This is a genomic window from Paenibacillus taiwanensis DSM 18679, assembly GCF_000425125.1.
In the GTDB taxonomy this organism is placed as follows: domain Bacteria; phylum Bacillota; class Bacilli; order Paenibacillales; family Paenibacillaceae; genus Paenibacillus_B; species Paenibacillus_B taiwanensis.
On the sequence record NZ_KE384307.1, the window covers coordinates 756,290 to 768,476 of the forward strand.

At 46.2% G+C, this 12,187-nt stretch carries 10 protein-coding genes; 7 read left to right on the top strand and 3 right to left on the bottom strand.

Translation table 11 applies throughout. From position 1 onward, the window contains the following. The first annotated feature begins 313 nt into the window (after window positions 1–313). The 4 genes from H509_RS0117405 to H509_RS0117420 all read left to right on the top strand — a co-directional run bounded on the left by H509_RS0117405 (window position 314) and on the right by H509_RS0117420 (window position 5,575). Entirely contained in the window at window positions 314–1,867 is a 1,554-nt protein-coding gene (locus tag H509_RS0117405; RefSeq protein WP_281169756.1) for a fumarate hydratase, read from the top strand. Further along, window positions 1,867–2,853, top strand: a complete 987-nt coding sequence (locus H509_RS25755) for a bile acid:sodium symporter family protein (RefSeq protein WP_051287305.1) — start codon at window positions 1,867–1,869, stop codon at window positions 2,851–2,853. The genes H509_RS0117405 and H509_RS25755 overlap by 1 nt, the downstream gene beginning before the upstream one ends. A gap of 74 nt (window positions 2,854–2,927) precedes the next feature. After that, window positions 2,928–4,739 carry a two-component system histidine kinase PnpS gene (pnpS, locus tag H509_RS0117415; RefSeq protein ID WP_028546213.1) on the top strand — a complete coding sequence of 604 codons (1,812 nt, stop codon included), beginning with the start codon at window positions 2,928–2,930 and terminating at the stop codon, window positions 4,737–4,739. A 110-nt stretch (window positions 4,740–4,849) separates the two neighbouring features. After that, on the top strand, window positions 4,850–5,575 hold the full coding sequence (locus H509_RS0117420; protein ID WP_028546214.1) for a response regulator transcription factor: 726 nt from the start codon (window positions 4,850–4,852) through the stop codon (window positions 5,573–5,575). Between the two features lie 148 nt (window positions 5,576–5,723). Here H509_RS0117420 and cydS read toward each other — a convergent pair whose 3' ends face one another. Genes cydS through H509_RS0117435 form a run of 3 tightly spaced genes read right to left on the bottom strand, consistent with a single transcriptional unit; the run spans window position 5,724 to window position 8,267 of the window. Beyond that, window positions 5,724–5,825 (bottom strand): cytochrome bd oxidase small subunit CydS family protein, encoded by a 102-nt coding sequence (cydS, locus tag H509_RS28800; protein ID WP_425414241.1) that lies wholly within the window; start codon window positions 5,823–5,825, stop codon window positions 5,724–5,726. A 25-nt stretch (window positions 5,826–5,850) separates the two neighbouring features. After that, window positions 5,851–6,915 (bottom strand): cytochrome d ubiquinol oxidase subunit II, encoded by a 1,065-nt coding sequence (locus tag H509_RS0117430; RefSeq protein WP_028546215.1) that lies wholly within the window; start codon window positions 6,913–6,915, stop codon window positions 5,851–5,853. Next, complete coding sequence (locus H509_RS0117435; protein WP_028546216.1) at window positions 6,915–8,267, bottom strand: cytochrome ubiquinol oxidase subunit I; 1,353 nt, start codon at window positions 8,265–8,267, stop codon at window positions 6,915–6,917. The genes H509_RS0117430 and H509_RS0117435 overlap by 1 nt, the downstream gene beginning before the upstream one ends. Window positions 8,268–8,780: 513 nt before the next feature. On the opposite strand from H509_RS0117435, the gene H509_RS0117445 reads away from it, so the two are divergent. From H509_RS0117445 to pstC, 3 genes are all read left to right on the top strand, one after another. Further along, complete coding sequence (locus H509_RS0117445; RefSeq protein WP_245596126.1) at window positions 8,781–9,998, top strand: methyl-accepting chemotaxis protein; 1,218 nt, start codon at window positions 8,781–8,783, stop codon at window positions 9,996–9,998. A 127-nt stretch (window positions 9,999–10,125) separates the two neighbouring features. Beyond that, on the top strand, window positions 10,126–11,103 hold the full coding sequence (locus H509_RS0117450; protein WP_211234346.1) for a PstS family phosphate ABC transporter substrate-binding protein: 978 nt from the start codon (window positions 10,126–10,128) through the stop codon (window positions 11,101–11,103). 189 nt (window positions 11,104–11,292) lie between these two features. Beyond that, complete coding sequence (pstC, locus tag H509_RS0117455) at window positions 11,293–12,186, top strand: phosphate ABC transporter permease subunit PstC (RefSeq protein ID WP_425414247.1); 894 nt, start codon at window positions 11,293–11,295, stop codon at window positions 12,184–12,186. The last annotated feature ends 1 nt before the right edge of the window (window position 12,187 follow it).

Below are 12,187 nucleotides of genomic sequence, written 5' to 3' on the forward strand. Positions count from 1 at the left end.
GTGAAATTGAGCAGGTTTGCCTGTATCCATACGATATTCCTCCCTTTCTTAGTTAGATATTTAATATCCATCTATTGCTTACGGTAATATTGGGTATTAATTTTTTTTGGTACCGAGATAACGAGTTTTGTTCAGTAGGTGTGACGAACTTAGCTGCATACTCATATGAGAAATGGCGTTCTCATGCTATTATATTACTATTGGAACTTTCTTGAATACTATAAGCTAGATTACGATTCCCGATCCATCCGGTACAGACAGCTTGGAGCTAATCGACGGGAACATTGACGAGGATGAGAGGAGCATGTTCACAATGTTGCAGCACTTTGGAAAGAGCGTATACGAGCTAATTGTGGAAGCGTCTACAAATTTGCCTGGGGATGTGCGCCGTGCCATTCGTCAAGCACAAGAGCGCGAAGATGCAGCGACACGTTCAGGTTTGTCGCTCAGTACGATTGCACGTAATATCCAGATGGCGGAGCGTAACGTATCGCCAATATGCCAGGATACGGGCATGCCGACATTTATTGTGCACACACCTGTTGGGGCCAACCAAATTGTGATGAAGCGCGAGATTCAAGCTGCGGTCAAGCAGGCAACGCTGGACGGCAAGCTGCGTACCAATTCTGTTGATTCGTTAACAGGTTCGAATAGCGGTGATAACTTAGGTCCCGGAACGCCAGTCATTCACTTTGAACAGTGGGAACGAGACGATATTGAAGTAAAGTTGATTTTAAAGGGCGGCGGCTGTGAGAATAAGAACATTCAGTACAGCCTTCCGGCAGAAATAGAAGGTTTGGGCAAGGCAGGACGCAATCTGGACGGCATTCGTAAATGTATTATGCATGCGGTCTATCAAGCACAGGGGCAAGGCTGCAGTGCGGGCTTTATCGGCGTCGGAATTGGCGGTGATCGTACAACAGGATATGAGCTTGCCAAGCACCAGTTGTTCCGCAAGACAGAAGACCGTAATCCGATTCCGGAGCTGGACCAATTGGAACAGTATGTCATGGAGAAGGCGAATGAGCTTGGGATCGGAACGATGGGCTTTGGCGGAGAGGTTACTCTGCTGGGCTGCAAGATTGGTGTTATGAATCGACTGCCAGCAAGTTTCTTTGTCTCGGTTGCTTATAATTGCTGGGCTTATCGGCGTCAAGGGATACTTATGGATGGCTCGACTGGCGAGCTGAAAGAATGGTTGTACGAGCGCGGCTCTCATATTCAAATGGACCCGCATCCAGAGGCTGCTGTCACGACTGATCCTGCGGCAGCATCAGATACAGGCAGCAGACAGGTTGTGCTCACAACACCGATCTCGGAAGAAACGATTCGTTCCCTACGTGTGGGTGATGTGGTTATTATTAACGGGGAGATGCATACGGGACGCGATGCATTGCATGGCTACTTAATCGATCATGATTGTCCGGTGGACATGAATGGAGCCGTCATCTATCATTGCGGGCCGGTCATGTTAAAGGATGAAGCAGGCTGGCATGTTAAGGCTGCTGGTCCTACAACGAGTATTCGGGAAGAGCCGTATCAAGGTGATATTATGAAGAAATTTGGCATTCGTGCTGTCATCGGCAAAGGCGGAATGGGGGCCAAGACGTTAGCTGCACTACAGGAGCATGGAGGCGTGTACCTGAATGCAATCGGCGGTGCGGCTCAATATTATGCGGAATGTATTAAGAACGTAAATGGTGTGGACTTTATGGAATTTGGCATTCCGGAAGCGATGTGGCATCTGGATGTAGAAGGCTTTGCGGCGATTGTGACGATGGATTCACACGGGAACAGCCTCCATGCAGAAGTAGACAAGAGCTCCTTGGAGAAGCTGAGCCAATTTAAAGATACGGTCTTTAAGTGATGAACCGGATCATAGGCTTGCAGATCAATTCATGGTTTGAACGTTATATGTTTATGTTAATTCCCCTCAGTCTCGTACTGGGGGTTCTTTGCGATCAAATCCTGCTTCCATATGTGGCAGGGGTTCCGTGGCTGTTTGGTTTTGTTACCTTTGTGATGGGGCTAGGCTGTGGGATAAAGGATATGACACAGGCTTGGCAGCGGCCTGCGGTCTTCCTGACGGTGCTGGTGTCGTCCCATTTGATTGCGCCTGCCATCGCTTACAGCATCGGCGCCATTTTATTTGGCCCGACTTCTCCGATCAGTATCGGCATGGTGCTGTTTACCCTTATTCCGCTTGGTGTCTCCTCTGTCCTGTGGGTAGATATTGCCCGTGGTGCTGTAGGATTAATGTTGGCGCTTGTAGTGATCGATTCGCTGCTTAGTCCTGTTCTAGTCCCAAGTATGCTGCTGTTATTGTATGGAGAGAGTGTAGCTATCGATACGTGGGGGATGTTAAAAGATTTGCTGCTGATTTTGGTGCTTCCTATTGTCGTTGGTGTGATCATTCATAGCAAAACTAACGGTCGGGCAAAGCCTGTGCTTGCGCCCGTACTGCTGCCGTTGTCAAAATTGGCTTTTGTTGGTGTCGTTAGTTTAAATGCAGCTGCAATCGGGCCTTACGTTCGTCAATTGAATGTTGACTCATTAATCGTTATATTGGTTATTGTCCTATTGGTGGCAGGTTGTTATGTCATTGGCTTTATGTCAGGCAATCTGTTCAAGAAAGATCGTCTTGTAATGTGTACAACGTTAGGCTTTGCAACCGGCATGCGAAACGTCTCGCTCGGCCTTGTATTAGCGATGCAATACTTTGGCCCCGATACAGCAGTGGTGGTCGTGCTGTCGATTCTCATCCAACAGCCTGCCGCAACTTTGTTTTATACCATTTTACAAAAGCTTCATATGATTCACACTAGTCAAACAGAACCGACATCGGTACCATAAACAAGAGTAGACGCAATGTGCAAAAGAGTAAAGCAGCATAGACAACGCCGTGACAAGAAGTGGAGAGATGGAGTATGGCACGTTTTCGATCAAGGTTAACGCTTATATTCGTATTACTAATCGGGGTATCTGTATTAGCGGCGGGTATTTATATGGCTTCCTCCTTTAAGAGCAATCATATTTCGCAGCTAGAGCAAAATATGTCCCGGGAAATTATGCTTATTGAGCAGACGCTGCAATGGCGGAATGAGCCAACATCAGCATCAGCTATGGCATTTTACACGGACTGGTCCAAAAAACTCCAAGATACAACGGGCGCAAGGGTGACGTTCGTTACGTTAGACGGTACAGTAGTTGGGGATTCGATCTCGGAAGTTAGCCAGATGGATAACCATTTGGATCGAGAAGAGATCAAGAGCGCTCGTGAGTCGGGCTTAGGTTCTGTCATCAGGTACAGCGATACGATTAAGCAGAACATGCTGTATGTGGCGGCCCCGATTCATGATAGCAAGTTTGAAGGTTATGTGCGCTTGGCCATGAGCTTGCAGGAGGTAGAACAAAGTGTCAGGGAGCTATGGGCTTATTTGGGTATGGGGTTGTTGGTGCTGTTTCTAGTTGCTACGCTAGTCAGTTATCGAATCGCCTATAATTTGACACGCCCAATTGAGAACATGACACGAGTGGCACATCAGATTGCGCACATGGATTATAAAGCGAGAGCACAAACGACCGGCACGGACGAGATCGGCCAGCTAGGGTACGCCATTAATGCTATGGCTGACAGCTTACAGTTGCAGATGGCACAAATTCGGGAAAATGAAGGCAGACTCCGCACGGTGATGGAGCATATGATTAACGCGATCGTGATGATCGATGATCAAGGGGAGATCGTGCTTATTAACCGGAAAGCCGAGCAAATGCTTGGAATAAAGAACAAGGCAAGCCTCGGGAAGAAGTTTGAAGAAGTGCGTGTACCTTATGAGCTTGCCGAGATGACACAAGAAGTCATCGAACGGAAGCTGCTCGTGCATGATGAGCTGACGATCTATTACCCAGAGGAGCGTTTGCTGGACGTAAATGTGGTGCCTGTCTATTATTCAGAGCAGGAGTGGGCTGGGGTGCTGATCATGCTGCAAGATGTATCCGACATCCGCAGACTGGAGCGTATGCGCAGTGAATTTGTGGCCAATGTGTCTCATGAATTAAAAACACCAATTGCGGCCGTTAAAGGATTTGCAGAGACGTTAATGAATGGGGCGTTAAATGATCCTGAAATTGCGCAGTCGTTTTTGCAAATCATTCATGATGAGAGTGAGCGGCTGAACAGACTTATAGGTGATATTTTGGAACTGTCGAAGATCGAGTCCAAGCGTGTGCCGCTTCAATTTTCACCAGTGCATATGCCAAGCTTTATGCAGCAGGCAGTGGAGATGCTGTCAAAAGAGGCGGACAAAAAGCATATTCAAGTTTCATTGCAAGTTGACGAGGATATGTACATTGAAGCTGATGAGGATCGGCTCCGCCAAATTGTTCTGAATTTATTATCTAATGCCATTAACTATACGTCAGATGGAGGTCAGGCTAAAGTAGTTGCCGCTCCGCTTGATGTAAATGAAGATGGCGATTATGAACGGATACAATTAACGATATCGGATACGGGAATAGGTATACCTAAGAAGGACCTGCCGCGAATATTTGAACGGTTTTACCGTGTGGATAAAGCCAGATCCAGAGGTTCCGGGGGAACAGGGCTTGGTTTGTCTATCGTTAAGCATTTGGTGGACTCTCACCACGGTACGATTAAAGTAGAAAGTGAGATTGGAGTAGGCACAACATTTACGATTGAACTGCCGGTTCTGCAAGATCATCATACTGACATTCGTTAACATTTCTTTAAAAAATCATGGTTGAACTCATCCTGTTATGTTACGATATGGATGCAGATAGATACTGGTTGGATTTCAGATGCTGTAAATCGGACATTCTGGAGGAGAGTATGTCAGAACTTAAAGTGTTAGTTGTTGAGGACGAGCCTACGTTAGCACGCTTGTTATCTTATAATTTAACGTTGGAAGGCTACGAGACGACCGTTGTCGATCATGGCTCGCAAGGGCTTCAGACAGCGCTCCATCGCAAGTTTGACCTCATCATTTTAGATATTATGCTGCCAGGTATGAACGGATTTGAAGTGCTGTCCAAGCTTCGCCAAGCGGGGATTCGAACGCCGGTTATTATTTTGACAGCACGTAATGCGGAAGAAGAAGTGGTGCAGGGATTAAAGTATGGCGCGGATGATTATATTACGAAGCCATTTGGTGTAGCGGAACTGCTGGCACGGGTAGGTGCAGTTCTGCGGCGAACTTCTGCTGATGCAGGAGAGTTGGCCATTGAGGGAGATTCAGATGAGAAAGTGATAGCGGTCGGGGATCTTCGTATTTATCCAGAGAAGTATGAAGTCACGCTGCTGCATGAGCAGATTCCGCTCCGTCCGAAGGAATTCGAGGTGCTGTTGTATTTGGTTCAAAGGCCAGGTACCGTTATTACGCGGGATGACTTGATGAATGCAGTATGGGGCTTCGATTACATCGGAGGGCAGCGCACCGTAGATGTTCACGTTAGCTCTTTACGGAAGAAGCTGGAGATGAATCAGCAGTCTGTACAGATTGATTCCATTCGGGGAGTCGGCTATAAGCTGGTCGTGCAGAAGAAGCAACTCAAATAGAATTAGGCCAATTCCAGCACAGGATAAAGAAGACCTCGCGATTTAGTCGCGAGGTCTTCTGTTATTCTTGAACCCACAGGGGACACGCTATGCGTAAGAACAGTACATTCCATCATGTAAAGTGACACGACAACGAAGCACGTTGTGGTTAAGATTCTGATACGTCAGCTTTGGCGCCCCACACAAACACAGCAGCTATGGACATTACGACAATAAGAAGTGGAGCATAGAAAATTAAAAATTGTTGCATAATCGTTAATCCTCCTTTGGCTTGTTTAAGCTTTTGTGGCACCTGAGTTGCCCTGTCCGCCTTTTCCGCCCTTGTCATTTTTAATGCCCTTAACGTAATTGGCATCAAACAAAAACAGCCGCATGAGCAGGAATAGGGAAGGAATCAGGATGAGCAAACCTAATACAAACACGGTAATCAGGGCAGTAGCCATCGCTGGATTTGTAAAGTTGTCATGAATCGTTAAGTACGGATAAAGCAGGTAAGGAAGATGAGCTTTTCCATAGCCGAACCAGGCAAATCCAAATTGCAGCATAACGGCTACAAAAGCGATACCATAATGCCGACGCCGCCATACCAACCATACGGCAGCCAGAAAGAACAGGAATGACATCACAAACATCCAACCGTTATTTACCATATTGTTAAAATGCTGCTCGTTATGTCCCTTTATAGAATAGAAAACAAACAAGCTGGCCAGTATTGTAGGAAGCGACCAGAACAGCGCATATTTACGTACTACTTGTAGCGCGGGCTCATCTTGCGCTTTCGCAGCATAATACGTCAAGAACATAGCAGAGATGTAAAGTACACTAACGATAGCTAACAGAATAACTGAATACGGATACACATGGGTAAACAATTTACCAAATTCAAAGCTAACTTTCCCGCCTTGCTCCGTAATATAGCCGCCTTCCGAGATCGCGAGTACGGTGGATAAAGCCGCAGGAATAAGCAAGCCGCTTGCACCGTACAAAAATTGATAAATACGGTTATCGCGCGAACCATACGTGCTAAATGCATAGTAGGAGCCGCGAATAGCTAGCAGTATAGTAGCCAGACTTCCCGGAATAAGTAGGGCTGTCCCATAATAATATGCTGCATCGGGGAAGAAGCCGACTAGCCCAACGATAAAGAAAATAAGAAATACGTTAGTCACCTCCCAAACAGGAGATAAATATCTTTCAATGATGCGGTGAATAATGTGACGTTTGCCGCTAATCGTACTGTAGTAGCTAAAAAAGCCGGCTCCAAAGTCGATTGAAGCTACAAGCAAATAACCAAACAAGAAGATCCACAAAATCGTAATGCCTAGTAATTCATAGCTCATCACTTATGTCCTCCCTCAATGCCGCGAGCGATAATCTCGTCCTCAGCAGGGTTATGCTTAAACATCTTGATGAGTACCTTTACGCACGTAAAGGTGAGCAGCGCGTACAATAGGGCAAACATCCACAGCATCGTATCCACGTGAGCAGACGTTGTAGCGCCTTCGGCGACCGTCATGTATCCTCTAATAATCCAAGGCTGACGTCCCACCTCAGCGAACATCCAACCAGATTCAATTGCCATGATAGCAAGTGGAGCTCCTAATACGACTCCCCAGAGCAAAAGTCGGCTGACTGGCTTGCCTGTCTTACGGCTGCGGCGGTGCGCGATGACGTACGCGAGCGAGATGACGGTCAAATAAATACCGATGAACACCATCATATCAAAGAAATAATGGCTTGCTCTAAGGGGTGGTCGCAGGTGCTCAGGCACTTCATTTAACCCTTTAACAACGGTATCCGGGGTTCCTCCGGCCAATATGCTTAAAGCAAACGGGATTTTAATTGCAAATTTAACTTCATTCTCGTCTGTTAATATTCCACCTAATATAAGCTCAGCTTTATCTGAAGTTTCAAAATGCCATTCTGCGGCCGCGAGTTTTTCCGGTTGATATTCATGCAAAAATTTGCCGGACAAATCACCTATTGCTGCTGATGCGAGGGCAAAAACGAGTGCCGCTGTCATCGTCAGCTTGAGTGCTTTCTTATAATAGATGTGTTTGCGGCCGCGAATCATCGCAAAAGCTGCGATCGCTCCAAGGCAGAATGCAGATGTCACATATGCGGTCACGAGCACATGGCTGACCTTTGTTGGCATTGCCGGATTAAACATAGCAAGGAGCGGTTGAATGTTTTCCATTTTACCGTCAACCCAATCAAAGCCTTGCGGTGTGTTCATAAAGGCATTGACGGTCGTAATAAAGAAAGCAGATGCAGAAGAGCCGATTGCCACTGGAATCAAGAGCATAAAATGCACCATTCGGTTTTTGAATCGATCCCACGTGTATAAATAAATACCGAGGAAAATGGCTTCCACAAAGAAAGCGAACGTTTCCAGAAACAGGGGCAGTGCAATGGCTTGTCCGCCTACACGCATAAAGTTAGGCCATAAGAGGCTTAACTGTAAGCCGATCGCGGTGCCGGTCACAACACCGACGGCTACAGTGACTGTAAAGCCGCGTGCCCAGCGCCGTGCCATTAACAAGTAATACGTATCATTACGTTTAATGCCAATCCATTCCGCCAAGGCGATCATCAGGGGAACACCAACGCCGATGGTAGCATAAATGATGTGAACAAAAAGGGTAAGTCCGGTAAGAATTCGGCTAAAAATAACCGGGTCGTAAGTAGCCATCATTATGTATCTACTCCTCCATCCTAATCTCTGTGTCTAAATTGTGAATAACTTCACTTAATCAGTCAAACAAATGGGTGTCGTTAGAAGAAACGACGTATGAATGCCAAGAGCATAATGATTCCGACGATAAAGCTCACCGTAATCAGTATTTTCTCTTGCTTCTGGATACGCTTTGCATGCTGAGCCGGATCCATAATGCACACCTTCCTTCAATCTATTTCTATGCTGTGATCTTTTGGATATGTCTATGATCAACATCACAGCTCTGTATTAGTGTACGTGAAAAGTGTGATGATTTTCACAACAATTGTGAAAAGGGATTGAACAAGCTGTGTCTAAAGTTTGACGCTAGTAAATTGTTATTATATTTTCCATAAATAAATGATGTTTCCATTCAAGACCGAGCCGAGGGAGGGTAACGAGTCTAATTTTATATTTTACAAAGATTTTACAAAAGTAGGCTAACGTATTTACATTAGGGTGCTACATTAGGACTTAAGACACTTGATTATGGAATTGATAGAGATGGAGTGGTGGGTCTTGACAGTATTGTTAAACCGTTCACAACAGGAAGCAAGAAAAGCAATGGATGTTCAAACGACAAGCTCTACGAAGCAGACGAAGTCCCCCATTGTACAGAATGGGACTAACGTAGAACGCAATCGAATCGACTATGAAGGTCTTGTTCAATGGACACCTTCTATATGGAGCAGCGCAAGTGTAATGGAAGCGGAGCATATATTTAATGCGGATACAGGACTACGCTGCTTAGTTGTTATCGATAGGGAAAACAGGCCAGTTGGACTTGTGATGCGCGATCGTTTCTATGAAGTGATGGGTAGAAGATTCTCACCTGCCTTGCTCCATGATAAGCCCATCTCCAGATTAATGGACAAGGACGGATTGTTTGTAGAACATGGTACCGATACCTCCGAGCTCTTGGATTTAGTAGCTGCACGCCCCGAAGAACGGATGTATGACAGCATTGTACTTACGAAGCAGGGACAACTGGCGGGGGTGATCGGTCCCAAGTCAATAACTGCTCTCTCCAAAATGATACGTGAGAAGCATGCGCAGCAAGAGCAATTGACCGTAAAATCGACGGTGACCTCCTTAACGGTCATTCGACAAGAGGCGGAGCATGTACGCGTCTCTGCATCAGATGGCTTACAGCATGCGGCGGAAATGATAGAGGAGACACTGATAGGGAAATCAGTGCTTGATAAGGTGACAAGTTCACTTCAACTTGTTGCTAAGCAAGCAGAGGAGCAAAAGCGGCAGACGGAAGAATTGACGGAGCACGCCGCGGCAGTAGCCGATTCTGTAGGCATTATTAGAGGTTGGTCGGATACGTGCCATATGCTGGCGCTAAATGCTTCTATTGAAGCAGCACGCGCAGGGGAACACGGCCGTGGCTTTGAAGTCGTAGCTACGGAAGTGCGCAAGTTGGCTGTACTTACGAAATCGGCGACAGATCAAATTGAAGCAACACTGTTGCAGATGGGGCGCTCGCTGGCAGCCACCGTACAAGCTAGTGAGGCATCGGCAGCGGAGACAACACATACGGTTGCAGGCTTGAAGACGGCATTGTCACAGTTCGAACGATTGTTCCGTATGATCGCTGACAATCGCGAAAGCCTTGTGCAAGTAGACGACTATGCTGCACGAATGTCGTTGAAAGCGGAGGAAGCACAACAACGTTTATCATCGTTGTCTGAAAATGATTGAATTTTTACATTGCGTTAACATATATGCCAAACAGTCTTAACACTTGGACGATAAACTATGAATTGTAAGCAAGCAACAAGAACAATTACTAGCAATAGTAGAAACAATTCAGAAGGGGTGGATTTACTTGAAGAAGTGGGGAAAACAAATCATGCTGTTGACATTAATTACAGTGATCGCTGTAGTGATGTCCGCATGCGGAAGCAGTGCTAAGAAGGAAGAAGCAGGATCTGGGAACAATGCAGGAGCAGAAAGTACAGCTCAATTGTCCGGAACGATTGACATAGACGGATCAAGCACAGTGTACCCGATGACAGAGGCTGTAGCAGAGGAGTTCGGCAAGGAGCATAAAGACGTTCGAGTGTCCGTAGGTACAGCCGGTACAGGTGGCGGATTTAAACGCTTTGCCAAGGGCGAGACAGCAATTAGCAATGCGTCGCGTCCGATTAAGGACAAGGAAGCTGAAGAGGCTAAGAAAAATGGCATCGAGTTCTTGGAATTAACAGTGGCGTATGACGGTTTGACGGTTGTGGTGAACAAGGAGAACACGTTTGTGGATAAGTTGTCCACGGATGAGCTGAAGAAAATTTACGAACCGAATTCCAAAGTGAAAACATGGGCTGACGTTCGTGCAGGCTGGCCTGCGGAAGAGATCAAATTGTATTCTCCTGGTGCTGATCACGGTACGTTTGATTATTTCACTGAAGAAATTAACGGTGAGTCCAAAGCGATGCGCAACGATGGTCAAATTACGTTTGCTGCTGACACAAATGCAATCGTACAAGGTGTAACGGGTGACAAAAACTCACTTGGATACTTCGGGTTCTCCTTCTATGAAGAGAATAAAGCGAACTTGAAGCTTGTTCCGATTGACAACGGCAAAGCAACAGTAGAGCCTAACATGGAATCGATTAAAGATGGCAGCTATGCTCCATTATCCCGTCCTTTGCTGATCTATGTGAGCAAGAAGCATTTGGAGAAGCCAGAAGTTAAAGCTTTCGTTGAATATTACTTGCAGACAGCAGGCAGTGTAGCAGCAGAAGCGGGTTACGTAGCACTTCCGCAAGAAAAATATGATGAGCAGTTGAAACAGCTGGGCCAATAATAAGCAGAACGAGCGCTTAAATAGGTCCAATCCCATCAGCATCATACAACAGGTATGGAAATGTGATGTCTCCACGATGCAGCCAAATAGGGACATCACATTTTCATTGAGATATTGTTAACGAATTGTAAAAGATGCAAAGTGAGGTTACCCATTATGCAAGTAAACGTTTCGAAGCCAGAAACGAAGATGTCCTTTACGAATAAGCAAATGAATGTAGCTGACAAAGTGGTGCCCATTCTTTTGTTTTTATGTGCGGCTGTTTCCATTTTAACGACGATTGGAATTGTATACACGCTGTTCTCGGAGACGATCTCGTTTTTTAAAAGTGTTCCGATCTTTGATTTCATATTTGGTGGAAAGTGGAGTCCGCTCATCGAACCGAAGTCATTTGGCATTTGGCCCTTGTTAAGCGGAACGTTCTTAATTACGCTGATTGCGATATTAGTTGCCGTTCCCATCGGACTCGCCAGCGCCATTTATTTAAGTGAATACGCGCCGGAGCGTGTCCGCAAAATCGTCAAGCCTGTACTTGAAGTACTTGCTGGTGTACCAACTATCGTATACGGCTACTTTGCGCTTACGTTTGTTACACCGCTGTTAAAATCGATTTTTCCAGATATGAGCGTGTTTAATGCACTTAGTGCAGGCTTGGTTGTCGGTATTATGATTATTCCGATGGTCTCATCACTTAGTGAGGATGCGATGTCCGCAGTGCCTAAAAGCTTGCGTCACGGAGCGTATGCCCTCGGTGCAACGCGCTTTGAAGTCGCCTTAAAGATCGTCGTACCCGCAGCTTTCTCGGGGATCGTCTCGTCTGCTGTATTGGCGTTCTCACGTGCGATTGGCGAAACGATGATCGTCTCAGTTGCAGCGGGTTCGACTCCGAACTTGACACTTAATCCGCTGGAAAGCATCCAGACGATGACAGCTTACATTGTGCAAGTAAGCTTGGGTGATACGCCGCACGGCTCAGTGGAGTATGGAACGATCTTTGCCGTCGGGTTGACGTTGTTTATCATTACATTTTTGTTGAACATCCTGGCGCTGTATGTGGCAAGACGTTTCAGGGAGGAGTACTAAT